A 22,833-nucleotide genomic window follows, 5' to 3' on the forward strand; every position below is an offset into this window, starting at 1 on the left:
GCTCCACGGCTACTGCGCGCCAGCTCCGAGATCGGCCGGCGCAAGGCCGTGCGCGGCGCGCGCATGCATGGCGTGCAGCAGCGCGGCGAAATCGCGCGCGTAGCCGGACGAGTCGAACAGCGCGGTGTGCGCGCTCTGCTGCGCGAGACGCTCGCGCAGTGCGATGCGCGCACCGGCATCGCGGCCCAGCGCGACGGCGCGTGCGATGAAGTCGGCCTCATCGCGGGCGTTGCACTCAGCCAATCCGAGATGATGGTTGAGGCTGCCGGCCACGCGCGCGGCGAACGTTGCGCCGGGGCAGGTGAGCACCGGGCAGCCGGCATGGAGCGCGTCGCTGGCGCTGGTGTGGGCGTTGTACGGATGCGTGTCCAGCACCAGGTCGGCGTGGCGGAACAGGCCGAGATAATCGGCGTGCGCGCGGCGCGCGGCGAACACCAGCCGCGCCGGATCGATACCGGTCTGCGCGGCAGCGGCGCGCAGGCGCAGGTCGCCGTCACCGAGGCCTTGCAGCAGCCACAACACGCTGCCGGGCACGGCGCGCAGGATGTCCATGTAACTGGTGAAACGCTGCGGCGCGAGCTTGTAACCCTGGCCGAAGCTGGCAAACACGGCGCCGCGCGCGGGCAGGCCCAGCGCGGCGCGCGGCGGCGGCGCGATGGGCGCGCGTGCCGCGTCGATGGGCTGATAGCAGCGCGGCAGGCGTGCCACGCATTCGCTGTAGTGCGCGCGCTGCGCGGCGGGTACGACGAAGGCATCGGCGATCAGATAGTCGTGCCAGGGCGTGCCCGCGCTGCCGGGATAGCCCAGCCAGTTGACCTGCAGTGGCGCCGGTCGCCGCGCGAACAACTCGGGGCGCCCGCCGCCGCACCACACATCCAGATCCAGCAGCACGTCGATGGCGTCGCTGCGGATGCGTTGCGCCAGTTGCGCCGTGGGCATCGCGCTGGCATCCAGCAGTGGCGCGCAGGCGGCCAGGCGCGCACGCCACGGCGAGGCATCATCGGCGCTGAGCGCATACAGATGCAGATACAGCGCGGGATCGCGTGCCAGCGCTTCGAGCACCGGCGTGGCCAGCAGCGCGGTGGCGTGCTGATGGAATCCGGCGGAGACCAAGCCCACGCGCAGCGCTGCCGCGGCGGCGCGCGGCGCGGGAGGCGGTTCGGTCGCCGGAAGTTTGGCGGCCAGGGTGCGCGCGGCGATCTCCGCGCAGCGGCGTTGCTCGGCGGGCGTGGCCGCTTCGGCCAGGAACGCGAACGGCGCGATGCCCGGGGTGCCGGCCGCAAGCTGCGCGCGCAACCAGGTACTGCGCGCGTCCACCGCGCGCCAGGCGCAGCACTGGCGCTCGGCGAACTGCAGTTGCGCGGCGATGCGCACATCGTCCGGCGCCTGCGCCAGCGCGGCGCGATAGGTGGCGACGGCGCGCTCGATGTGCTGTTGTTCCTCGGCCATCAGCCCGGCCTGCAACAGCAGCCGGACATCCGCGGGCGCGTGCACCAGGCCGGCACGGCTGGCCGCTTCGGCAGCGGCCCAGTCGCGCCGCGCGGCGCGCGCCTGCGCCAGTAGCAGCGCGGTTTCGGCCTGCGGCGCCTGCGGTCCTTGCAGCACCGCCAGCACGCGCTGCTCGGCCTGCGCGACGTCGCCTTGCTCAAGTTCCACGGCGGCCAGATTGAGTGCGCTGCCGGGGTCGCGGGTCTGCGCGAATGCCTGCGCGTAGGCGCGCGCGGCGGCGGCGAGATCACCTTGTGCGCGGCGCAGGCTGCCAAGCTGGTTGAGCGCGGCGGGATGCGCGGGATCCAGCTTGAGCGCGGCATCCAGCGCCTGCGCGGCGCCCGCGATATCCGCCACCGCCAGCAGCGCGCTGGCCAGGTTCAGCCACGCGGCGAAGTGTTGCGGCGCCAGCTGCGTGGCCGCGCGCAACGCCTGCACGGCATCGTCGTCGCGCTGCAGCAGCAGCAGCGCCACGCCATGCAGGCGCGCGGCTTCGGCGGAGCGCGGCCAGCGCTGGCGCAGCGCGCGCGCCTGCGTTTCGGCGGCAGCAGATGGGCCGTGTTGCAAGCATTGCGCCAGCGCGTCGAGCTCGGCCTCGACGCTCATGCCGGCTGCGCGAGCTGCTGCAGTTGTTCGGCCAGATCGGCGCGGCGCAACGCGGCGCCGAGCTCGTCCAGATCGCCGTCGAGGATGTCCTGCAGGCGGTGCAGGGTGAGGTTGATGCGGTGGTCGGTGACGCGACCCTGCGGATAGTTGTAAGTGCGGATGCGCTGGCTGCGGTCGCCCGAGCCCACCTGCAGCTTGCGCGCTGCGGCCTGCTGCGCGGCCTGCGCGCTGCGCTCGCGGTCGAGCAGGCGCGCCTTGAGCAGCAGCAGCGCGCGCGCGCGATTCTTGTGCTGGCTGCGCTCGTCCTGGCATTCGACCACCAGGCCGCTGGGCAGGTGCGTGATGCGGATCGCCGAGTCGGTCTTGTTGACGTGCTGGCCGCCGGCGCCGGAGGCGCGGAACGTGTCGATCTTCAGATCGGCGTCGCGCAGTTCGATGTCACTGACGTCATCCTGCTCGGGCAGCACCGCGACGGTGGCGGCGGAGGTGTGGATGCGGCCCTGGGCCTCGGTGGCAGGTACGCGCTGCACGCGGTGCGTGCCGGATTCGTACTGCAGCGCGTTCCAGGCGCCGGGGCCTTCGACGCGCGCGATCAGCTCCTTGTAGCCACCGTGCTCACCGGGACTGCTGGACAGGATTTCCACGCGCCAGCCGCGGCGCTCGGCATGGCGCAGGTACATGCGCGCCAGATCGCCGGCGAACAGCGCGGCCTCGTCACCGCCGGTGCCGGCGCGCAGTTCCAGATACAGCGCGCCGCCAGCGTGCGGGTCGGGTGGCAGCAGGGCGATTTCCAGCTCGGCCTCGCGCGTGGCGATCTCGGCATCGAGGCGCGCGAGATCCTCGCCGGCCAGCGCGCCCAGTTCGGCGTCGTCGAGCAGTGCGCGCGCGGCTTCGCGCTCGCGTTCGCTGGCGCGCAGCGCGGCCACGCCCGCGGCCACCGGTGCCAGGCGCGCGTGCTCGCGCGTGAGCGCGCGCCAGCGCGTGGCATCGCCACTGGCGCCGGGTTCGGCGAGCAGGCGGTCGAGTTCCTCGTGGCGTTCGGCCAGCGCCAGCAGGCGTTGCTTCAGCGCCGCGTTCATGACTCGTCATTGGCCGGACAGCCGTACAGACGCGCCGCGGCGCGCAGCAGCTCGGCGTCGCCCTGCGCGGCGGCTTCGCGCAGCTTGACGCTGGGCGTGTGCAGCAGCTTGTTGGTCAGCGTGTTGGCGAGAAACGCCAGCGCCTCGTCGGGGCTCTTGCCATGGGCGATCATGGCCTGCGCGCGCGCCAGTACCTCGTCGCGCTGCAGCTCGGCGGCATGGCGCAGGGTCTGCACCGGATTGTGCGCGGCCAGCGCCTGGCGCCAGGCCTGGAAGCGTTCGACCTGCAGCTCGATGAGCGTTTGCGCTTCCTGCGCGGCGGCCTGGCGCGCGCGCTTGCCCTCATCCATCACCTGGTGCAGATCGTCGATGCCATACAGGAACACATCGCGCAGTTCGGCCACATCGGGTGCGATGTCGCGCGGCACCGCCAGATCGACCATGAACATGGGTCGGTGACGACGCCGGGCCAGCGCCTGCTGCACCATGCCGCGGTCGATGATCGGCGCATGGCTGGCGGTGGAACTGATCACGATGTCGGCCGCGGCCAGTTGCGCCGGTAGATCGGACAATGGCACCGCCAGCCCGCCGGTGCGCTGCACCACGGCCAGCGCGTTGCTCATGGTGCGGTTGGCCACCACCAGGCGCGCGACCTTGCGTTCGGTCAGGTGGCGCGCGGCCAGCTCGATGGTTTCACCGGCACCGATCAGCAGCACCTGCGCGTGCGCGATGTCGGTGAACAGGCGCTCGGCCAGGCGCACCGCGGTGTAGGCCACCGATACCGGCTGCGCGCCGATGCGCGTATCGGTGCGCACGCGTTTGGCCACGGCGAAGGTGTGCTGCAACAGGCGTTCGAGGGTGACGTTGAGCGTATGCGCCTGGTGCGCATGCTGGTAGGCGTCCTTGATCTGGCCGAGGATTTGCGGCTCGCCCAGCACCATCGATTCCAGCCCCACCGAGACGCGAAACAGATGCCGCACCGCGTCCTGCTCGTGCCAGCGCTGCAGGAAATCATCCAGCCGCCCCGGCGCCAGGCAATGGCGTTCGTGCAGCCAGCCCGCCGGCACGTCCTCGGCGCCGGCAGCCACGCTGCAATACAACTCGGTGCGGTTGCAGGTGGACAGGATCAGCGCTTCCTCGACGCCGGGTTGCGCGCGCAGTTCGTGCAGCGCGGCGCCCAGTTGATCATCGGCAATGGCCACCTGTTCGCGCAGGGCGACCGGCGCGGTGAGGTGGTTGAGGCCATAGGCAATCAGCGTCATGCGGGATGGGCGGCAGTGATCGGGTAAGCTTTTGCGAACACCCGGAACAAGGCCCGGCGCCTGCGCGCGCGGGCATGTCCGGGACAGGCCGGCAGGCGAAAGGCAGGCGGATAGGATAGTGCGGACAGGCGCGATCGGGTTCAAGTTGCGGCAAGTGATGGCATTGCCGCTCATCTGCGCGCTGCTCTCCGCCTGCGCCAGCACCGCGCCGCGCATGGGCATGCCCGACGCGGCGCCCGTGGTGCCGCCTGCGCAGCCGCTGGCGCGATTGCCCGCGCCGGTCACGCCACAGGCGGCGGTGATGGCGGATGTGATGCACGGCGATTTCGCGCTGGCGCACAACGACTTGTCCGTCGCGGCACGCGCCTATCTGCGTGCCGCGCAGGCGGCGGACAACCCCGAGCTGGCCGAACGCGCGCTGGATCTGGCCATCGCGGTACGCGACGTGCCGCTGGCGCGGCAGGCATTGGCGCGCTGGCAGGCCCTGGGCGCACCTGTGGCGGGCGTGCGCCAGGCACGCGCCAGCCTGGCGCTGGCTGCAGGCAATCGCGCGGACGCCATGGTCGCCTTCACCCAGCTCACCGGGCAGGGCGCGGCGGGCTGGCGGGAGGCGCTGCGCGCGCTGGCCGGCGCGCGCGATCCGGTCCTGGCGGGCACGGTGCTGGAGCACATTGCCACGCCGCAGCGGCTGGCCGGACAGGACGACGCGTTATGGCTGGCGTGCAGCGAACTCGGTGCACATCTGGGGCGCAGGCATTTCGCGCGCACGCTGGCCGCGGCCAGTGTGCGCCACGACGGCAGTGCAGCCGCGTATTTGTGGCAAGCACAGTTGCGGCAGGCCGATGGCGATCGCGCCGGCGCCGAGGCCAGCCTGCAAGCCGGGCTGCGCCGGCATCCGCGCAATATTCCGCTGCGCCTGGTGCGCGCCGCGCGCCTCGCCGAGGCCGGCGCCAGCCCGGCTGCGCTGGGTCTGCTGGACAATGGCCCGCAGAACCACGACACCTACGCGCTGCGCGCGGCCATCGCGGCGCGCGCCCGGCAGCAGCCGGCGCTGCGCGCGCTGTATGCCGAACTCGCCCGCCTGCCCGCCGCGCGTCGCGGCCACGAGGCGTACCTGCTGGGCCAGCTCGCCGAGCTGCTCGGACAACCGCGTGCGGCGTTGCGCTGGTACGCGGCGGTGCCGGCCGGCGCCGAACACGGATTTGCCGCCGCCATCCGCCGCGCCGTGCTGCTGGACCGGACCGGGCAGACGGTGGCGGCGCGCACGCTGGCCGACACGCTGGCCAGGGAATCCTTCGAAGACCCGCGGCACTATCGTCAGGCCAGCGTGCTGCAGGCCGAACTGGCGCAGCGTGCGCGCGACTGGCCGCGCGCCATCGCCGCCTACAATCGCGCGCTGTTGTTCGATCCCGATGCCTGGGATCTGGTGTATGCGCGTGGCGTGAGTTATGCCGAGGCGGGTCGTACCACTGACGCGTTGCGCGATTTTCACCGCGTGCTGGCGGCGCAGCCGGACAATGTCGACGCCATGAACGCACTGGGTTTCACCCTGGTCGATGCCGACCGCGATCTGCCCGAAGCCGGGGTTTTGCTGGCGCGTGCGCTGGCGGCGCGCCCGGACGACGCCGCGATCAACGATTCCTGGGGCTGGCTGCAATATCGGCTCGGCGATTACCCCGCGGCGGTGACGGCCTTGCGCAAGGCATGGCGCCTGCAGGCCAGCGCGGAGATCGGTGCGCATCTGGCGCACGCGCTGCTGGCCAGTGGCGCGCGCGCACAGGCGCGGCAAATCCTCGATGCGGCGTGGCGCATCGATCCGCATAGCCGCAGCGTGCAGGCGCTGCGCGGGCAGATCGGCTCATGATGCGGCGTGGATTGCGCCTGTCGGCGCCGTTGGCGCTGCTCCTGTTGCTGGCGGCCTGCGCGCCGACCCCGCTGGTGCTGCGTCCGGGCACTGGCGCCGAACGCGCCGCGCAGGCGCAGCGCGCGCAGGTGCTGGCGCAGTTGCCGGTGTGGCAGGCCAGCGGCCGCATCGGCGTGGCCGACGCGCAGCAGGGTGGCAGTGGCGGTTTCGACTGGGCAGAGGATGGCGAGTCGATCGACTTCACCCTGACCGCGCCGATCACCGGGCGCAGCTTCCGCCTGCAAAGCGGCCCCGATGGCGCCTGTCTCAGCGGTCTCAAGCCGCAGCCGGTCTGCGCGTTCGACGCTGCCGGTCTGTTGCGTACCGAGCTGGGCTGGGAGTTGCCGCTGCGCGAGCTGCGCGCATGGGTATTGGGCATGGCCGCGCCGGGCAGCGCCAGCCGCATGCAGTACGGCCGCGACGGGCTGCCGGCGCAATTGCAGCAGGATGGCTGGGTGATCCAGTACCGCAGTTGGGACAGGCAGGCGCGGCCGCTGGCCATGCCGCGCCTGATCGAGGCGCAGCGCGCGCCGTACTCGGTGCGCTTATACGTGGAGCAATGGCGGTTTCCCGAGCTGGCGGCCAAGCCGGCAACCGCGTCCAGCGCGCACGGCGATGCTCCCGGCCGGCGTTGACGGCGAAGGCTGGAGCGCCTGGCCGGCGCCCGCCAAGCTCAATCTGAGTCTGCGCATCGTGGGCCGGCGCGCGGATGGCTATCACCTGCTGCAGACCGTGTTTCGCCTGCTGGACTGGGGCGATACCGTGTACCTGCGCGCCCGCGGGGATGGCCGCATCGTGCGCGTGGCGGGTCCCGACAACCTGTCCGCCGACGACGATCTGAGCGTGCGTGCGGCGCGGGCGCTGCAGGCCGCCAGCGGCTGCGCGCTGGGCGCTGACATCGCCCTCGACAAGCGCATCCCGCAGGGTGGCGGGCTGGGCGGCGGCAGCTCGGATGCGGCGACGGTGCTGCGCGCGCTCAATCTGCTGTGGGGTTGCGCGCTGGACGAACAGTGCCTCGCCCGGATCGGCCTGGCGCTGGGCGCCGATGTGCCGGTGTTCGTGCATGGCCGCGACGCGCTGGCCGAAGGCGTCGGTGAACAGCTCACGCCGCTGGTCTTGCCGCCGGCCTGGTACGTGGTGATCTGGCCCGGTGTGGCGGTGCCCACCGCGGCGCTGTTCCGGGCACCCGAATTGACACGCGATGCCGCGCCCGAGACAATCGCACGCTTGAGTTGCGGGGCAGTGTGCAGCAATGCCTTCGAGCCGGTGGTGCGGTCGCGCTACCCCGCGGTCGCTGCGGCGCTGGATTGGCTGGGCGGTTTGAGCGCGGCGCGATTGTCCGGCAGCGGCGCCTGCATTTTCGCCGAGCTGGCGGATCGCGCCAGCGCTGAACGCATTGCCCGTGCTTGTCCCGCGCCCTGGAAGGCATGGGTGGCTGCAGGCGCGGAGCGCTCGCCGCTGCTGGCCGCGCTCGAGGATTTCGGCAAGGTCCGCAGTGTCGGTTGATCTTGCAGTTCGTGTTTGCCGTTGGGGCGTCGCCAAGTGGTAAGGCACCGGGTTTTGATCCCGGCATCCGCAGGTTCGAATCCTGCCGCCCCAGCCACTTCCCGCGTTTCCCGCATTGTTTGATCCGCCACAGGCCAGCGACGTGAACGCCTCCAACAATTCCGGGCTGATGCTGTTTACCGGCAACGCGCATCGCGCACTGGCCGAGGACGTCGCGCATCGTCTGGGCGTGCCGCTGGGCAAGGCGCAAGTCGGGCGCTTTTCCGACGGCGAGGTGCAGGTCGAGATCGAGGAAAACGTGCGTCGCCAGGAAGTGTTCGTGCTGCAGCCGACGTCGGCGCCGACCGCGGAAAACTTCATGGAGCTGCTGGTGCTGATCGACGCGCTGAAGCGTGCCTCGGCGGCCAGCGTGACCGCGGTGATTCCTTATTTCGGCTATGCACGCCAGGATCGTCGTCCGCGTTCGGCGCGTGTGCCGATCACCGCCAAGCTGGCCGCGCGGATGATCGGCACCGCCAATTGCGACCGCGTGCTGACGGTGGACTTGCACGCCGACCAGATCCAGGGTTTTTTCGATGTGCCGGTGGACAACGTGTATGCCTCGCCGGTGCTGCTGGCGGATGCCTGGCGCCGTTACGGCGGCGACAATCTGATCGTGGTCAGCCCCGACGTCGGTGGCGTGGTGCGCGCGCGCGCCATCGCCAAGCGGCTGGACGACGCCGAGTTGGCGATCATCGACAAACGCCGTCCGCGGCCCAATGTGTCCACGGTGATGAACATCATCGGCGACGTGGAGGGCAAGACCTGCGTGATGGTGGATGACATCGTGGATACCGCCGGCACCTTGTGCGCCGCCGCGGCGGCGCTGAAGGAAAACGGCGCGCGCAAGGTGGTGGCGTACTGCGTGCATCCGGTGTTGTCCGGTGTCGCGCTGGGCAATATCGAGGCCTCGCATCTGGACGAACTGGTGGTGACCGATACCATCCCGCTGCGTCCCGAGGCGAAGGCCTGCAAGCGCATCCGCCAGCTCTCGGTGGCCGAGTTGCTGGCCGAAACCATCCGCCGCATCGCCTATGGCGAGTCGGTCAGTTCGTTGTACGTGGATTGAGGCAGGAGCGGGAAGTCGTTAGCCGATAACAGGTAGCCGTTAGCCGAAGGCACGGCGGCTCCGCTGTCATCCAGAGGCGTAGCCGAGGGATCTCGGCGCCGAGATCCCGCGCTGCGCTCGGGATGACAATTGAAAGTTCGAAAGCAGGGAGCAGGGAACCGTGAAGATCTGCACTGTTGATGCGAGTCATCAGTCTTCCCCGGTCCATGGTCCCGGCTCCGCAAGCATTCGCTCTCCTGGTCGCGGGTAGAGCATCCTCCGCCGCGAGGCGGGTTTTTCAACCGAAGGTCGTTACCAATGGCAAGCAAACATGAAATCAAGGCGCAAATTCGCAAGGACGAGGGGAAAGGTGCGAGCCGCCGCCTGCGTCACGCGGATTTCGTCCCTGCCGTGATCTACGGCGGCACACAGCCACCGCAAAGCCTGCAGCTGATCCACAACGATGTGGCCCTGGCCGCGCGCAACGAATGGTTTTTCTCGGCCCTGCTCGATCTGAACATCGAGGGCAAGGTGCAGAAGGTGCTGCTGCGTGACTTGCAGCGGCATCCGGTGAAGTCGCGCGTGCTGCATCTGGATTTCCAGCGCATCGACGAGAGCAAGCCGATTCGCCTCAAGGTGCCGCTGCACTTCCTCAACCAAGACAAATCGCCGGCCGGCAAGATCGCCGGCTTGCTGATCATGCACGAGGTCAACGAGGTGGAAATCTCGTGCCTGCCATCCCAGCTGCCCGAGCACATCGAAGTGGATCTGTCGACGCTGGAGAAAGGCGACATCGTGCATCTGTCCAGCATCAAGCTGCCCGAGGGCGTCCAGATCCCCGCGCTGCGCCTGGGCAAGGAACACGATCTGGCCGCGGTCGTGGTCAAGGAAGCGCGCGTCGAGGTCGAGGAGGAAACCGCGGCACCTGAGGCCGCCGCCGAAGTGCCCGCGACGGCGGTCAAGGCCGAACCGGCCAAGACCGATGCGGCCACCAAGGCCGAGCCGGGCAAGGGCAAGAAGTAAGCCCGTCGGACCGGGCCGTCATGGCCCGGCCCGCGCGCAGCCCGCATGAGCACACTGCGTCTCGTCATCGGCCTCGGCAACCCCGGGGCCGAATATTTGCGTCATCGCCACAACGCCGGGTTCTGGTTCATCGATTCATTGGCGCTGTCCACGGGAGCGCGCTTCACGCGCGAGGCACGCCTGCACGGTGAGGCCGCGCGCATCACGCTGGCCGGGCAGGATGTGCGCCTGTTCAAGCCGATGACCTTCATGAACGAAAGCGGCCGTGCGGTGCAGGCAGCGCTGGCCTACTGGAAAATCGCGCCCGAGGAATGCCTGGTCGCGCACGATGATCTCGATCTCGCCCCCGGCACCGCCCGCCTCAAGTTCGATGGCGGCCATGGTGGCCAGAACGGCCTGCGTGACATCATCGGTCAGCTTGGACATGGGCGTTTTCACCGTCTGCGCATCGGCATCGGTCACCCCGGTCAGCGCGATGCGGTGACGCCGTGGGTGCTGGGACGGCCGAACCGCGCCGACGAGGACGCCATCCTCGATGCCATCGCGCGCAGCCTGCAGGTGTTGCCGCTGGTCGTCGCGGGCGAGTTCAACGAGGCGATGAAGCGGCTGCACACGGTGGAAAACCCGGACCCGGGTTGAATCCGCGCGCGGCCATGGCGGGCGGGTCGTCGCAAGAAAAGCAGAAAGCAAAAACTTGTCGCGCGTGGCATGGTCCGCGGTTTTTCGCCGGGTCCCGGGTCGCGCGCCACCATTCAGGAGTTTGATCGATGGGTATCCAATGCGGCATCGTCGGCTTGCCCAACGTGGGCAAATCCACGCTGTTCAACGCGCTCACCCGCGCCGGCATCGCCGCGGCCAATTTCCCGTTCTGCACCATCGATCCCAACATCGGCGTGGTGCCGGTGCCCGATCCGCGTCTGGCGCAGCTGGCCGCGATCGTCAAGCCGCAGAAGATCGTGCCCACCGCGGTGGAATTTGTCGACATCGCCGGGCTGGTGGCGGGCGCGTCCAAGGGCGAGGGCCTGGGCAACAAGTTCCTCGCCAACATCCGCGAGACCGACGCCATCGCGCACGTGGTGCGCTGTTTCGAGCACCCGGACATCATCCACGTCGCCGGCAGGATCGATCCGATCTCCGATATCGACACCATCGATACCGAGCTGGCATTGGCCGATCTGGAATCGGTGGAGAAGGCGCTCAACCGCGTCGAGCGCGCGGCCAAGGCCAACGACAAGGAAGCGCTGGCCAGGCGTCCCGCGCTGCAAAAAGTGCGCGCCGCGCTGGATGCCGGCAAACCGGCGCGTGCGGCCGGTCTCGATGCCGAGGAACGCGCGCACTTGCGCGAGTTGTTCCTGCTCACGCTGAAGCCGCTGATGTACATCGCCAACGTGCGCGAGGATGGTTTCACCGACAACCCGCACCTCGATGCAGTGCGCGCGCGCGCCGCCGCCGAGGGCGCCGAGGTGGTGCCGGTGTGCGCCGCGATCGAGGAGGAACTGGGCCAGCTCGACGAGTCCGAGCGCATGGTGTTCCTTGAGGAAATGGGCCTGCACGAGCCCGGCCTCGACCGCGTGGTGCGCGCCGGTTACAAGCTGCTGGGTCTGCAGACCTACTTCACCGCGGGCGTCAAGGAAGTGCGCGCGTGGACCGTGCGCAAGGGCGCCACCGCGCCGCAGGCCGCGGCGGTGATCCACACCGATTTCGAGAAAGGTTTCATCCGCGCCGAGACGATCAGCTTCGCCGATTTCATCAAGTACCGCGGCGAAGCTGGTGCGCGCGATGCCGGGCGCCTGCGCCTGGAAGGCAAGGACTACATCGTGCAGGAAGGCGACGTGTTGCACTTCCGCTTCAACGTGTGAGCGCGAAAAGGCGGGACCGTGAAGCCGAAAGACTGTCGCGGCGCGAGCGGTCCAGGTGGAGTGATCGCCACGGTGCGCGAGTCGTCGCTCCAAAGCATCCAGCCGTGCTCAAAGCATGCACGGCTCAAGGCCGAGCCCCACGTATGTCTTGATCCGATCAGCAGCTCACTCTCGCCACCACGGTGTCGTAGAGCCCGATGTGCACCAGCCCCTCGTGGCTTTCTATTCCGGTGTATTGCAGCGACGCGTCTTCGTAGCGCCGGAACGCGAACACCGCTTGGTTCATCTGCTCGGTATTGAAGACCCGCAGCCCTACCAGCAGGTGGAAGTCCTGCACCGTCAGGCCAGTCACCTCCCGAAAAAGCTCGGGTTCGAGCTTGGTGATGACATCGCGCAGCGTGTTCTCGCGAAAATCGGTGAGGTACATGAACGCCGGGATGCGCGTCGCGAACTTGATGAGCTTTTCCTGCACCAGCTTGCGCTTGGATTTGTATTCCCTCTCCTCTGCGGTGAGTTCCCTTTTCTCCTTTGCCGACAACTCCTTGTCTTTCGCCTTGTTCTTGAGTTCCTTGACCTTCTCACTCTTGTTGATGATGGTCTCGATGATGTTGTCGCCCAGGCTACGCCAGCCTTCGATGCGCTCGACGGCGGCCATCGCGTTCGCGTTGTCCATGATCCGGCGCAGCGTGTCGTTGTCCACATTCACCAGCAGTGCGCTCTCCCACTTGCGCGCCAAGAGCGTCGCCGACGTGCCCGCCATCGCGATATCGATTATCCCGCCCGCGTCGATCTGCGTCATGTTCGCGCCGTCATAGGCCAGCACCGGCAGGAAGGACACCAGTTCGCGCACCGCGTGTTCCGGGTTCTGCTCGTCGGGCGACAGGCCGATGCCGTATTCGGACAACTGCCGCAGCGCGCGCGTCGGCGCGAAGTCGAACACGAAACACACGGGTTTGAGAATCTCCTCCTCGTTCGGGTTGTCGCCGTTGGGGTTCCTGATCGACCACGGCGACTGCACGCGAAACGCGGCCTGAAAGTAGGTCTCGGGCGATTTCAGATTGCGCAGCATCAGGATCGATGACCACTGCGCGACCGTCACGCCAGTCGTGAGCTTGCCGCACGACAGCGTGATGGTCTTGGTCTCGAAGCCGCTGCCGATGGCGCGGCGCACCGGCGGCAGCGCGGCCAGGCCAATGCCTGCGGCCGCGCCTGCAGCGGCGATCACCGTGTAGTCGTGCCAGAACGTGTTGTGCTTTTCCGCCAGCAGGTTCGCCATCGCATGGCACGCCGCGACCGTCGGCAAAAACCAGAACGAGTGCTGCAGATACGGCAGCAATCGCACATCCGAATACGGGAACGGTGGCCGCGTGCCGGTCTTGAGGTGTTCGACCGACTTGGCCGCGTAGCCGCCGCGAATGATGTCCAGCCACTTCTGCACGTCGCTCTTGTGCTTGAACTGCGCGGCAATGCCCGTGCCCGTCGCGGCGAAAAACTCATTGAGATCGAACTCGTCGAATTCCCCCGCGCTCGCCACCGCCACCAGCTCGTCCGGCATCTGGTAAGTCAAGAGTCGCATCTGCGGTAGCGCACCGTAGGGGTTGCGCTCTGCTGGATTCGAGCGCGCGAACGCTTCTTTCGCGCGCTGCTCGTCGGTGTAAGTCCAGTTGAAAATCTGCTCTTCGATGAATTCGCCGGTCGCCAGCGCCTTGAACGGCGTGCCCGAGAGATACAGATACGCGCGCGTCGTGATCGGCAGAAACTCGGTTTCCTTTTCCGAGAGCACGGCGAGGTCTTCGTTAACGTCGACGAGCCCAGCGGCGTATTCGCGCTCGGCCTCTTTCCTGGCGTCGTCCTCGCCTTCGAACAACTCCCTGGCCGTCTCGCGCCAAGCGCCGAAGTGGTATTCGTCGAACACCACTAGATCCCAGTTCACCGTATGCAGCCATTCGTTCTTGGGCTTGATGTTGCCCGCCGCATCGCGCCCCAGCAGATCCTGGAACGAGCCGAAGTAGACCACCGGCTGCTTGCGATCAAGCTGCGTCGGGTCGCTGCCGGACGATTTGGACAGGTATTGCCAGCCGTCGAAATCCACGTGCGATTCCAGGTCGGTCTGCCACGCGTCCTCGACCGCCGGTTTGAAAGTCAGCACCAGCACGCGCCTGGCGTCGAGCTTCTTCGCCAGTTGATAGGCGGTGAATGTCTTACCGAAGCGCATCTTCGCGTTCCACAGAAAGCGCGGGACGGCGTTCTTGTCCTCGGCCCAGATCGAGCGGTAGTACTCGACGGTCTTGGCGACCGCATCCGCCTGCTCGCGGCGCATCGGAAAGGTCTCGTGGTGCGTGCCGCTGAAGCGCTGGCCGGTGCGGAGTTCGGTGAGGGCCGTTTGCACGTCCGCGACCGCGCAACGCATCCATTCCAGCTCGACGTTCGCAAAGCCCTTGCGAACCAGCGCAGCACGTAGCTCGTGGTCGGTCATCACGGTGCCGTCGTCGCGCTCGGCGGATTCGTCCAGCGCGATGGTGTAGTTCTTGATCGCAGCGGTCTTGAGCTGCTCGGCCACGCGCTGCTTCACGTCGCGCGTGGTCTGCCCCACCTTGAGAAGCCCTTTGTGCGCCGCGTCGGCAATCGAGTAGGCGTAGAGACGGGGCTGGGCTTGCGGTTTGGGGGTGAGGATTTCCTCGATGGTTTTACTCATCGGCATCGCCCATCGGACGGATCAATCTCTCAATGTAGGCAATTTCGTCATCCGTAAGGCCATACTTCGCGTACAACTTCTGATCTGTCCACGGCTCAGAGAAATTCTGAAGTGGTACAAACTGGTATGCAGAACGCGCAAGGTCTTGTGCAGATGACCGCAAGGCGATGAGGAACCGAAAGAGCCTCGTAACAACATACGAAAAGCAGTTTCGTGCATCATTCTCGTTGTCATACGCACCAAGGAGTATGTACGTCTCTGTCACCACGGAACCTGGTGGGATGACACCTGACACTGAGAGCACACGCCGCTGCCCGTTCTTGTCTACCTGACCAGCGTGCTCCGAAGATGACTTGGACGTGAAGACTTTCCACTTATCAATCAGATACTCACTGGCTGTCACTTCGGACCTAGACGTCCACGCACGGCCTCCACTTTGGATGACAAGCACATCGTGCTTGGAAGACTTCTTCCCTGCTCCTCGAAAGAATGTCCGTAGGCCAAATGGTTTTTGCGAACTGACCTGCTTGTCGAAGCGCTTTTCCTCGGGAATCGAAAGAGAGTCCGAGCCAGTTTCCACCGCCATGATTTTTCGCAGAATTGGAAGCGCACGGTTGCTACGAATGAAGACCTCCGCGCCGACTTCAAGAAGCGGGCGCACGACCTCGGATGACTCCATCCCGTGCTCGAACTCGACAACGCGACAATCGCCAGGATTGTCCCTGTCCCACAGGAAGTAGCAGATGCCACCCGCAACATCCACGCTCGGGAAGACCTGTCGGCTGTCGGGGTAGTCAACAAGTTTTCTGATCCGGCTGTCGGTGAGCATCGACTTTCGGAACTCATCCAGGCCACGCCCACCGAAAAGCCACCGAGATGGAATAACCATCATCATGAAACGAGGCTCAAGCGCCTTCGCTTGCTCCACAAATCTGTTGTAAATGGGCATGGCACTCGCGCCAAATCCCCCATCATCCAACTGATACGGCGGGTTGCCAATAATCACATCGAACTGCATATCGCCTCCAAACAACTCGGCGACCCGAGTCTTGATGTTGCTGGTGTGGATGAACGCATAGGCGTGGGTTTCGAGCCCTTCGCCACGATCCAGCGTTTGCTGGCTTGCCCCGCAGTAGCTGCACCTGCCGTTAGCCCACGTGTGCTCCAGCCGCTCGAACCAGATATTGCCATCGTTGCTGGCAAAGCCCTTGGCGATGGAGTGCTCGCCCGTGGCGTGCTTCGAGCAGTAGAGGCTGCGCCGCGCCAGCAGGCTCGTCAGGTGGGTGATCCCGATACCGAACACCTGCTTGGTCAGGATGTGATCGACACGTTTGGACAGGTCTGGGATTTCGCGCTCCAGCCCTTTGGTAAGGCGGCTGGTTATCTCGCGCAGGAACACACCGGACTTGGTGCAGGGGTCGAGAAACTTCACCGTCTTGTCCGCCCACAGGTTCGCGCCGCCGTGGCCGGCGGCCCACGCCTCGGCCAGCGTATCCAGCATCCGGTTTGCGAACTCGGGCGGGGTAAAGACTTCGTCGTTGGAGAGGTTGGCGATGCAGGTGAGCACGTCGGGGTTGCGCCCGCGCAGGGTGAAGCTGACTTGTTCGGTCATGGCTGTGCCCCCAGCACAAACCGCGCTTGTTCGATGCGCAGCATCTGGTAGGGCGTCATGAACCTCACGCCAAGGCCCACGCAGGCATTCGGAATCTTGATGCGCCCAGGCGAGTTGGAAGGAACCTCGTGGGTTACCACCACATGATTGCCGGCCCGCGCATGGGCGAGCAGATAGAAGTCGGCGGCCTGCAGAAACGTGTTGATGGCGGCCGGCGTGTACTGCTGCCCAGTAGTCCATGTACTGACCAGGGTGAACTGCGGCGCCAGTGTCGGCGGTGTGCGCCGAAACAGCATTTGGCCGGAGTCTTTGGCCCAGTCCGACAACTCGTCCTGACCGGCTTCGATTTCATCGGCCACCTTGTCGATGCTGAACACCGAGCCCGTATTGCCTTTGTGCACCAGCCAATCCCAGAACGCAGGACAGAAATCCAGTCCGTAGTGCAGGTTCTTCGCCGACATGAACACATTGGCGTCCAGCAGATAGCTCATGCCGTCACCCCCAGTTCGCGCGCCGCTTCAAAGAACGTGGCGGTCTTGCGCACGCCCAGCATGCGAAAGGCGTCTGGGAACGAGGTCAGACCCTCCAGCGTGCTGGACACGATGGCGCGGGCAAAACGTTTGCTGGTGCGTGCCCCCAAGGATCGATAGAAGTCGCCGCCAGGGCTGCTGCGCTTCTTCAGGGTGCGTAACCGTTCCTGTTCTTCCCGGTAGTGCTGCCACAGCCCGGTCTGCGTGAGGTAGCCCGCGTCGAACAGGCGGCGCAATGCGACCAGCGTGCTGACCTTGAATTCGCGCGCCAGCCTCTGGATTTCACCCGGTATCGGCGCGTTGCGCTGGTGCGCTGCTCGCAGCTCATCCATAGGCATCAGCAGTTCGGCCGCGACCTGGTTGCACCAGCGCTCGATTTGCTGCTCGGGCACTTGTCCCGCCTGCGTGTCGGATACGCCGGTTGCGCCCAGCCACACATGCGCCAGCTCATGCGCCAGCGTGAACATCTGCGCGGCCTTGCTGTCTGCGCCGTTCAAGAAGACCAGCGGCGCAAGGTCGTCCGCCAGCGCGAAGCCGCGAAACTCGCCCACGTCCAGCTTGCGGTGGCTGTTGCTGCCCACCACGGAACTTACCATCACCATCACTCCAGCATCTTCGGCCTTGGCGATCAACTGGCGCAGTGCATCCGTCCACGTGGGCAACTGGCGACGTGCCTCGGCGGACAGGCCCAGCGTCTCGCGCAGCCGTTGCGCCGCCGCCTCGGGCGCTTCCTGCACGCTGGCGCTGCCGACGAATGGCAAGGCCGGCAAGCCGTGCATGCGTGCGTGGTCGTGGTACCAGTCCTGCCGCTGCTGGCACAGGTAAAGGGTGTCGAGCAGGTCGGTGCTGGGTTCGGCGAGCGCTTCGTCGCGCAGGGTGCGGAAGTCCGGCACCGGCAGTGCCAGCGCGGGCGGCTGGGGCAGAAAAAAGTAGCCGATGGCCGTGTGCGTGAAGCGCGCGAAGTTTTCCAGCTGTTTGAGCGTGGGCTGGGCCTCGCCGCTGAGCCACAAGGGCCACTTGCTAAAGCGCGCCGCAAGATCCCCATCGTGCAGGCGCGCGCGTTGCGCCGCCCAGCGAAGCACGGGGACGGAAGCGGCGACAGTGGTCACGCCTGCTCCTTGGGCATTTGCGTAGGTGCCACTTGCACAAACTCGGCAGCCAAATCGCCAACGGTCATTGGCGGGTATGTCTGGATTGGCGTGAAAATCTCGTGTTTGGCGAACAAGGAGCCCTGTTCGGTATGGGTAGACATGCCAGTGAGGATGTCAAAGCGGAAGTCGCGCCGCTGGAATTTACCCTTGCCAAGGTAGCCCCACTCGGCAAAGGTGATCGGCTCACCGCTCTGCGTGCGCATTGTCAGCGCGTCGCCGTGGACGAGATTCTGCGACAGCACTTGCGATGCGGCGCTGTACAGGTCGTCCGATTCATCAAGGTTCAGGTACTCGGCCAGGATTTCCAGCACGTTCGCCCGGCACTCGGCGATGTTGTCCGGCAGCAGCTCGATGCCGTAAATACACATCAATGCGAGCAGCGCGTAGTGCCGCTTTTCAAAGTCGGGCTTCCCGTACTTGAGTTCGACCGCCGCGAGCTTGCGCTGGAGGATGCGCACAAGAAAATTGCCGCTGCCGCACGCGGGCTCCAGAAAGCGTGCGTCGATGCGCTCGGTTTCGCCTTTGACGAGGTCGAGCATCGCTTCGACCATCCACGCAGGGGTGAACACCTCCCCATGGTCAGCGACACGTTGTTTGGATTTTACGAGTTTCACGTCCCGATTCTCGTTTCCCTGATTTTGAGCATCGCCGAATCTTCGCGAGGTCTACAGTTGCAGAGGCTGTTCGAGGGTGCTTGATCGGGCGCGCCGACAAGGTCTCAGTATGTCGTGCCGCCAGCCGACGGCGCTCAGATCGCGCCGCGCAACTGCGTCTCCAGCGCGGCCAGTTCCTGCGGCGTGCCCAGGTTGTGCCAGTCGCCAGTGTAATGCTCGCCGCTGATCTGGCCCTTGCGCATGGCGTGGCGCAGCAGGGGTGCCAGCTTGAATACCGGCGGCGTGGCTTCGGCGCCGGGTGCGTCGCCCAGCACTTCGCGCCAGTGCTCGAACAATTGCGGCCGGTACACGCCGATGTTGGCGTAGGTCAGCCGCGGCGCACCGTCCTCATGCAGCAGGCCGTCGCGCAGTGCGAAGTCGCCGTCGGCGTGGTACGGCGGGTTGTCCACCATCACCAGGTGCGCCAGGCCCGCGGGCTCGGCGGGCAACGTGGCGAAGTCGTAGTCGGTGTAGAGATCGGCGCTGACGGCGATGAAGGGGTCGGCGCTGCCCAGCAGCGCCAGCGCGCGCAGCATGCCGCCGCCGGTTTCCAGCGGCGTCTCGCCTTCGTAGCTGTAGCGGATGCGCAGTCCCCAGCGTGCGCCGTCACCCAGCGCTTCGGGAAACTGCTCGCCGAGGCGCGCGGTGTTGATCACCACGTAGCGCACGCCGGCGGCGGCCAGACGTTCGAGGTGGTAGCCGATCAGCGGTTTGCCGGCCAGCGGCAGCAGGGGTTTGGGCGTCGTGTCGCTCAGCGGGCGCATGCGCGCGCCGCGACCGGCCGCGAGGATCAGCGCCCTCATGCGCGCGGCAGGGTCAGGTCGCGCGCTGCGCCGGCGCGTTCGAGCAGATCGCCCAGCGCGGCGAATTCCGCATAGGCGCGCGTGGCCTCCAGCGTGTAGGCCAGCACGCGCGGCAGGTCGGCCAGGTATTGCGCCTTGCCATCGCGGTAGTACAGGCGGCAGAAGATGCCCAGTACCTTGAGGTGGCGCTGCAGACCCATCAGGTCGAAGGCGCGCAGGAAATCCGCTTCGTCGCGCGCGGCCGGCCACAGCCCGGCGCCGACGGCGCGCGTGCGGTAATCCAGCGCCCAGCGGCGCACCTGCGCGGCGGGCCAGGCGATGTAGCAGTCCTTGAGCAGGGAAACCAGGTCGTAGGTGAGCGGCCCACGCACGGCGTCCTGGAAGTCGATGATGCCGACGCCGCCATCGGGCAGCGCCAGCAGGTTGCGACTGTGGTAATCGCGGTGCACGAACACGCGCGGCTGCGCCAGCGCGCTGTTGCACAGCCGGCGCATCGCCAGCTCCAGCGTGTCCCAGTCGCCGCAGGCCAGTTGCATGCCGAGGTGGCGCTCGAGAAACCACGTCGGCAGCAGCTCCATCTCGGCGATCAGGCGCGTGGCGTCGTAGGGCGGCAGGTCGGCGCAATCCACATCGCGCTGCATGGTGAGCAGCGCGTCCAGCGCGGTGGCGTAGAGCGCATCCACCGTGTGCGCATCGAGCAGCGGCAGGAGGGTCGCGCTGCCCAGGTCCTGCATGGCGATGAAACCCAGGGTGGCGTCGCTGGCATAGACCCCGGGCGCGACCAGACCGGCGGCGCGCAGGCGTGCGGCGATATCCAGCCAGGGGCGGATGTCCTCGTGCGCGGGCGGGGCGTCCATCACGATCACGCTGTGGCCATCGCCGCGCGTACCGCGCCAGTAACTGCGAAAGCTGGCATCGCCGGAGGCCGGCGCGAGGCGCAGCAAGGGTTCGTGCAGCATGTCGCGCGTCCAGCGCAGGCGCGCGGCGGCGCGATCGTCGAGTGTATCCATCGTGCATCGAATGCGGAAAATCCAAGCATAGCGGCTGACTTGCCGCAGGTGGCGCGTACGCCGCCGCGACGGCGGTTTTGGCGCACGGTGCGCCAGCCCTTACACTGGCGCGCTTTTCCGAGGATTCCGCCATGCATGTGATCGAAGGCACGTTCACCACGCCGCGTGGGCGCATCGCGCTGGTTGCTTCGCGTTTCAACGGGCATATCGTCGATGCGCTGGTCGCGGGCGCGCGCGACATGCTGCTGCGCCACGGCGTCAGCGACGACGCCATCGACCTGGTGCGCGTCCCCGGTGCGTTCGAGCTGGGGCCGGTGGCCGCGCGGCTGGTCGCGGGACGCAAGCATGCGGCGGTGATCGCGCTGGGCTGCGTGATCCGCGGCGCCACCACGCATTTCGAGTACGTCGCCGGCGCCGCCGCGAACGGCGTGGCGCAGGCCGCACAGGCGGGCACGGTGCCGGTGGTGTTTGGCGTGCTCACCACCGAGAGCATCGAGCAGGCCATCGAACGCGCCGGCACCAAGGCCGGCAACAAGGGCGCCGATGCCGCGCTGGCCGCGATCGAGTTGATCGACCTCTACGCCAAGCTGGGCGCATGAGCGGCGCACGCGGCCCGCGCGGCAGGACCGGCGTGGTGCATGGCGTGGACCTCGCCGCGCGTGGCCGCGCGCGGCGCCGGGCGCTGCAGGCACTGTACGCGTGGCAGGTGTCGGGCACGCCCATCGAGGGCGTGATCGAGCAATTCCGCCACGAACAGGACATGGAAGTGGCTGACCTAGAGTATTTCGAGAACTTGCTGCGCGGCGTCGCGCAGCATGTCGATGAGCTCGACGCCGGGCTGCTGCCGTTTCTGGATCGCACGGTCGCGCAGGTCGATCCGATCGAGCGCGGCGTGCTGCGCCTGGCCGCCTACGAGTTGCGCTACCGCGTCGACGTGCCCTACCGCGTGGTACTCAACGAGGCCATCGAGGTGACCAAGCGCTTCGGGGCCGACCACGGCCACAGTTACGTCAACGGCGTGCTCGACCACCTCGCCGCGCAATGGCGCGCGCCCGAGTACGGCGCCGCGCGCTTGTAAATGCGCGGACATGGCCGAGTTCGATCTGATCGCAGCCCTTCGCGCCCGCACGCGCCACGCGCGCGACGACGTGCGGCTGGGCATCGGTGACGACGCCGCACTGCTGCAACCCGCGCCCGGCATGCAACTGGTCGCCTGCACCGACACGCTCAACGCCGGCGTGCATTTCCCGGCCGCTACCGCGCCGCAAGCGATCGGCTGGAAGGCGCTGGCGGTGAACCTGTCGGATCTGGCCGCGATGGGTGCCGAACCCGCCTGGGCGCTGCTTGCGCTGAGTCTGCCGCAGGCTGATGCGGCCTTCGTCGAGGCGCTCGCCGACGGCTTGGCGCGGCTGGCCGCGCAGCACGGCGTGGCGCTGGTCGGTGGCGACACCACGCGCGGACCGCTGAGCCTCACCGTCACCGCGCTGGGTCAGATCGCAGCGGGCGCGGCGTTGTTGCGCAGCGGCGCGCAGGTCGGCGATGTGGTGCTGGTCACCGGCACACTGGGCGATGCCGCGGCAGGGCTGGAAATCGCGCAGCGCGCATCGCAGGGCGGCGTGGATGCGCATGCGGCCTGGTTGCGCCAGCGCCTGGACTATCCCGCGCCGCGCGTGGCTGCGGGGCTGGCGCTGCGCGGGCTGGCCACGGCCTGCATCGACCTCTCCGATGGCCTGCTGGCCGACCTTGGCCATCTCTGCGCGGCCAGCGGCGTGGGCGCCGAAGTCGAACTCGATGCGCTGCCGCTGTCACCTGCGCTGCGCGCCAGCGTACCCATCGCGCAGGCGCAGGCGTGGGCGCTGGGCGGTGGCGATGACTACGAACTGTGTTTCTGCGTCGCGCCCGCGCAGGTCGATCCCGCGCTGGCGCGCGTGCAGGCAGCAGGGGTCGCGGCGCGCGTGATCGGTCGCATCGTGGCCACGCCCGGCGTGCGCGTGCGCGATGCGCAAGGCCGCGACTACGCGCCGGTGCGGCGTGGCTACGAGCACTTCGCATGAGCAGCGGCGCATGAGTGGCGTGACCGCGCCCGCGCAGCGGCGCGCGCTGCTCGCGCACGTCGATGGCTGGATCGCGCTGGGTTTCGGCAGCGGGCTGTCGCCGTGGGCGCCGGGCACCGCAGGCTCGCTGGCCGCGCTGCTGCCATGGCTGGCGCTGCGGTTGCTGCCGTGGCCGGCTTATCTGGCCGTGCTGCTGCTGGCATTCGCGCTGGGCGTGTGGGCCTGCGGGCGCGCCGCGCGCCGCGTCGGTCTGCACGATCCGGGCGCCTTCGTCTGGGACGAGTTCGTCGGGCAATGGTTGGCGCTGCTGCCGGTGCTGGCCGGACCGTGGTGGGGCGTGGCGCTGGGCTTCGCTTTGTTCCGCCTGTTCGACGTGTGGAAACCGTGGCCGGTGCGCTGGGCCGACCGCAGCCTCGACGGTGGCCTCGGCGTGATGGCCGACGACGTACTCGCCGGCCTGATGGCTGCAGGAGTGTTGGCGCTGGTGGTCTACGTGCTCACGTTGGCATAGC

21 protein-coding genes and 1 tRNA gene are annotated in these 22,833 nt (G+C 67.5%); 12 read left to right on the plus strand and 10 right to left on the minus strand.

Annotation, left to right across the window (positions count from 1 at the left end):
* Nucleotides 1-9: 9 nt before the first annotated feature.
* From Mschef_RS07070 to hemA, 3 genes are read right to left on the minus strand one after another with little or no spacing between them, the layout of a single operon-like run.
* The gene (locus Mschef_RS07070) at nt 10-2,094 is read right to left on the minus strand and encodes an O-linked N-acetylglucosamine transferase, SPINDLY family protein (RefSeq protein ID WP_081127135.1); all 2,085 of its coding nucleotides are present in this window, start codon (nt 2,092-2,094) and stop codon (nt 10-12) included.
* Entirely contained in the window at nt 2,091-3,173 is a 1,083-nt protein-coding gene (gene prfA / locus Mschef_RS07075; RefSeq protein WP_081127136.1) for a peptide chain release factor 1, read from the minus strand. Before prfA ends, Mschef_RS07070 begins: the two co-directional genes overlap by 4 nt.
* A complete protein-coding gene (gene hemA / locus Mschef_RS07080; RefSeq protein ID WP_081127137.1) occupies nt 3,170-4,435 on the minus strand; it encodes a glutamyl-tRNA reductase in 1,266 nt (421 codons plus the stop codon). The genes prfA and hemA overlap by 4 nt, the downstream gene beginning before the upstream one ends.
* A gap of 157 nt (nt 4,436-4,592) precedes the next feature.
* Here hemA and Mschef_RS07085 point away from each other — a divergent pair, with 157 nt between their 5' ends.
* The 8 genes from Mschef_RS07085 (at nt 4,593) to ychF (ending at nt 11,813) form a co-directional block, all read left to right on the plus strand.
* Complete coding sequence (locus Mschef_RS07085; RefSeq protein ID WP_081127138.1) at nt 4,593-6,299, plus strand: tetratricopeptide repeat protein; 1,707 nt, start codon at nt 4,593-4,595, stop codon at nt 6,297-6,299.
* A complete protein-coding gene (gene lolB, locus Mschef_RS07090; protein ID WP_242426483.1) occupies nt 6,296-6,973 on the plus strand; it encodes a lipoprotein insertase outer membrane protein LolB in 678 nt (225 codons plus the stop codon). Before Mschef_RS07085 ends, lolB begins: the two co-directional genes overlap by 4 nt.
* A complete protein-coding gene (ispE, locus tag Mschef_RS07095; protein ID WP_081127139.1) occupies nt 6,954-7,844 on the plus strand; it encodes a 4-(cytidine 5'-diphospho)-2-C-methyl-D-erythritol kinase in 891 nt (296 codons plus the stop codon). Before lolB ends, ispE begins: the two co-directional genes overlap by 20 nt.
* Before the next feature lie 22 nt (nt 7,845-7,866).
* Nucleotides 7,867-7,941 (plus strand) — tRNA-Gln (locus Mschef_RS07100).
* Between the two features lie 69 nt (nt 7,942-8,010).
* The gene (locus tag Mschef_RS07105) at nt 8,011-8,952 is read left to right on the plus strand and encodes a ribose-phosphate diphosphokinase (protein ID WP_425480136.1); all 942 of its coding nucleotides are present in this window, start codon (nt 8,011-8,013) and stop codon (nt 8,950-8,952) included.
* Nucleotides 8,953-9,249: 297 nt separating this feature from the next.
* Nucleotides 9,250-9,954: a 50S ribosomal protein L25/general stress protein Ctc gene (locus tag Mschef_RS07110; RefSeq protein WP_081127140.1), complete on the plus strand. Its 705-nt coding sequence runs from the start codon at nt 9,250-9,252 to the stop codon at nt 9,952-9,954.
* A 45-nt stretch (nt 9,955-9,999) separates the two neighbouring features.
* On the plus strand, nt 10,000-10,593 hold the full coding sequence (pth, locus tag Mschef_RS07115) for an aminoacyl-tRNA hydrolase (RefSeq protein ID WP_081127141.1): 594 nt from the start codon (nt 10,000-10,002) through the stop codon (nt 10,591-10,593).
* A gap of 128 nt (nt 10,594-10,721) precedes the next feature.
* The gene (gene ychF / locus Mschef_RS07120; RefSeq protein WP_081127142.1) at nt 10,722-11,813 is read left to right on the plus strand and encodes a redox-regulated ATPase YchF; all 1,092 of its coding nucleotides are present in this window, start codon (nt 10,722-10,724) and stop codon (nt 11,811-11,813) included.
* Nucleotides 11,814-11,970: 157 nt separating this feature from the next.
* On the opposite strand, the gene Mschef_RS07125 is transcribed toward ychF, so the two are convergent.
* From Mschef_RS07125 to Mschef_RS07155, 7 genes are all read right to left on the minus strand, one after another.
* On the minus strand, nt 11,971-14,508 hold the full coding sequence (locus tag Mschef_RS07125; protein WP_081127143.1) for a DEAD/DEAH box helicase family protein: 2,538 nt from the start codon (nt 14,506-14,508) through the stop codon (nt 11,971-11,973).
* Complete coding sequence (locus Mschef_RS07130; RefSeq protein WP_081127144.1) at nt 14,501-16,120, minus strand: Eco57I restriction-modification methylase domain-containing protein; 1,620 nt, start codon at nt 16,118-16,120, stop codon at nt 14,501-14,503. The genes Mschef_RS07125 and Mschef_RS07130 overlap by 8 nt, the downstream gene beginning before the upstream one ends.
* Entirely contained in the window at nt 16,117-16,611 is a 495-nt protein-coding gene (locus Mschef_RS07135) for a DUF4411 family protein (RefSeq protein WP_081127145.1), read from the minus strand. Before Mschef_RS07135 ends, Mschef_RS07130 begins: the two co-directional genes overlap by 4 nt.
* Nucleotides 16,608-17,759 carry an ImmA/IrrE family metallo-endopeptidase gene (locus Mschef_RS07140; RefSeq protein WP_081127146.1) on the minus strand — a complete coding sequence of 384 codons (1,152 nt, stop codon included), beginning with the start codon at nt 17,757-17,759 and terminating at the stop codon, nt 16,608-16,610. The genes Mschef_RS07135 and Mschef_RS07140 overlap by 4 nt, the downstream gene beginning before the upstream one ends.
* On the minus strand, nt 17,756-18,415 hold the full coding sequence (locus Mschef_RS07145) for a DNA methyltransferase (protein WP_081127147.1): 660 nt from the start codon (nt 18,413-18,415) through the stop codon (nt 17,756-17,758). The genes Mschef_RS07140 and Mschef_RS07145 overlap by 4 nt, the downstream gene beginning before the upstream one ends.
* Nucleotides 18,416-18,549: 134 nt before the next feature.
* Nucleotides 18,550-19,257, minus strand: coding sequence for an N-acetylmuramate alpha-1-phosphate uridylyltransferase MurU (gene murU, locus Mschef_RS07150; RefSeq protein ID WP_081127148.1), 708 nt, complete (start codon nt 19,255-19,257; stop codon nt 18,550-18,552).
* Nucleotides 19,254-20,267, minus strand: coding sequence for an aminoglycoside phosphotransferase family protein (locus tag Mschef_RS07155; RefSeq protein ID WP_081127149.1), 1,014 nt, complete (start codon nt 20,265-20,267; stop codon nt 19,254-19,256). Before Mschef_RS07155 ends, murU begins: the two co-directional genes overlap by 4 nt.
* 131 nt (nt 20,268-20,398) lie before the next feature.
* Here Mschef_RS07155 and ribH point away from each other — a divergent pair, with 131 nt between their 5' ends.
* From ribH to Mschef_RS07175, 4 genes are read left to right on the plus strand one after another with little or no spacing between them, the layout of a single operon-like run.
* The gene (ribH, locus tag Mschef_RS07160) at nt 20,399-20,866 is read left to right on the plus strand and encodes a 6,7-dimethyl-8-ribityllumazine synthase (RefSeq protein ID WP_081129893.1); all 468 of its coding nucleotides are present in this window, start codon (nt 20,399-20,401) and stop codon (nt 20,864-20,866) included.
* Nucleotides 20,863-21,345 (plus strand): transcription antitermination factor NusB, encoded by a 483-nt coding sequence (gene nusB / locus Mschef_RS07165; RefSeq protein ID WP_081127150.1) that lies wholly within the window; start codon nt 20,863-20,865, stop codon nt 21,343-21,345. Before ribH ends, nusB begins: the two co-directional genes overlap by 4 nt.
* Nucleotides 21,346-21,355: 10 nt before the next feature.
* Nucleotides 21,356-22,321, plus strand: coding sequence for a thiamine-phosphate kinase (thiL, locus tag Mschef_RS07170; RefSeq protein ID WP_081127151.1), 966 nt, complete (start codon nt 21,356-21,358; stop codon nt 22,319-22,321).
* A 10-nt stretch (nt 22,322-22,331) separates the two neighbouring features.
* Nucleotides 22,332-22,832 carry a phosphatidylglycerophosphatase A family protein gene (locus Mschef_RS07175; RefSeq protein WP_081127152.1) on the plus strand — a complete coding sequence of 167 codons (501 nt, stop codon included), beginning with the start codon at nt 22,332-22,334 and terminating at the stop codon, nt 22,830-22,832.
* Nucleotide 22,833 lies beyond the last annotated feature (1 nt).

Source organism: Metallibacterium scheffleri (genome assembly GCF_002077135.1).
Lineage (GTDB): Bacteria > Pseudomonadota > Gammaproteobacteria > Xanthomonadales > Rhodanobacteraceae > Metallibacterium > Metallibacterium scheffleri.

Bases quoted from the DNA above. Each gene is read 5' to 3' on its own strand.
- hemA (WP_081127137.1), bottom strand. From the start codon at position 4,435: ATGACGCTGATTGCCTATGGCCTCAACCACCTCACCGCGCCGGTCGCC.
- Mschef_RS07110 (WP_081127140.1), top strand. From the start codon at position 9,250: ATGGCAAGCAAACATGAAATCAAGGCGCAAATTCGCAAGGACGAGGGG.
- Mschef_RS07135 (WP_081127145.1), bottom strand. From the start codon at position 16,611: ATGAGCTATCTGCTGGACGCCAATGTGTTCATGTCGGCGAAGAACCTG.
- Mschef_RS07155 (WP_081127149.1), bottom strand. From the start codon at position 20,267: ATGGATACACTCGACGATCGCGCCGCCGCGCGCCTGCGCTGGACGCGC.
- murU (WP_081127148.1), bottom strand. From the start codon at position 19,257: ATGAGGGCGCTGATCCTCGCGGCCGGTCGCGGCGCGCGCATGCGCCCG.
- ribH (WP_081129893.1), top strand. From the start codon at position 20,399: ATGCATGTGATCGAAGGCACGTTCACCACGCCGCGTGGGCGCATCGCG.
- ispE (WP_081127139.1), top strand. From the start codon at position 6,954: ATGCTCCCGGCCGGCGTTGACGGCGAAGGCTGGAGCGCCTGGCCGGCG.
- Mschef_RS07125 (WP_081127143.1), bottom strand. From the start codon at position 14,508: ATGAGTAAAACCATCGAGGAAATCCTCACCCCCAAACCGCAAGCCCAG.
- Mschef_RS07130 (WP_081127144.1), bottom strand. From the start codon at position 16,120: ATGACCGAACAAGTCAGCTTCACCCTGCGCGGGCGCAACCCCGACGTG.
- nusB (WP_081127150.1), top strand. From the start codon at position 20,863: ATGAGCGGCGCACGCGGCCCGCGCGGCAGGACCGGCGTGGTGCATGGC.
- thiL (WP_081127151.1), top strand. From the start codon at position 21,356: ATGGCCGAGTTCGATCTGATCGCAGCCCTTCGCGCCCGCACGCGCCAC.
- Mschef_RS07085 (WP_081127138.1), top strand. From the start codon at position 4,593: ATGGCATTGCCGCTCATCTGCGCGCTGCTCTCCGCCTGCGCCAGCACC.
- Mschef_RS07175 (WP_081127152.1), top strand. From the start codon at position 22,332: ATGAGTGGCGTGACCGCGCCCGCGCAGCGGCGCGCGCTGCTCGCGCAC.
- prfA (WP_081127136.1), bottom strand. From the start codon at position 3,173: ATGAACGCGGCGCTGAAGCAACGCCTGCTGGCGCTGGCCGAACGCCAC.
- pth (WP_081127141.1), top strand. From the start codon at position 10,000: ATGAGCACACTGCGTCTCGTCATCGGCCTCGGCAACCCCGGGGCCGAA.
- Mschef_RS07070 (WP_081127135.1), bottom strand. From the start codon at position 2,094: ATGAGCGTCGAGGCCGAGCTCGACGCGCTGGCGCAATGCTTGCAACAC.
- lolB (WP_242426483.1), top strand. From the start codon at position 6,296: ATGATGCGGCGTGGATTGCGCCTGTCGGCGCCGTTGGCGCTGCTCCTG.
- ychF (WP_081127142.1), top strand. From the start codon at position 10,722: ATGGGTATCCAATGCGGCATCGTCGGCTTGCCCAACGTGGGCAAATCC.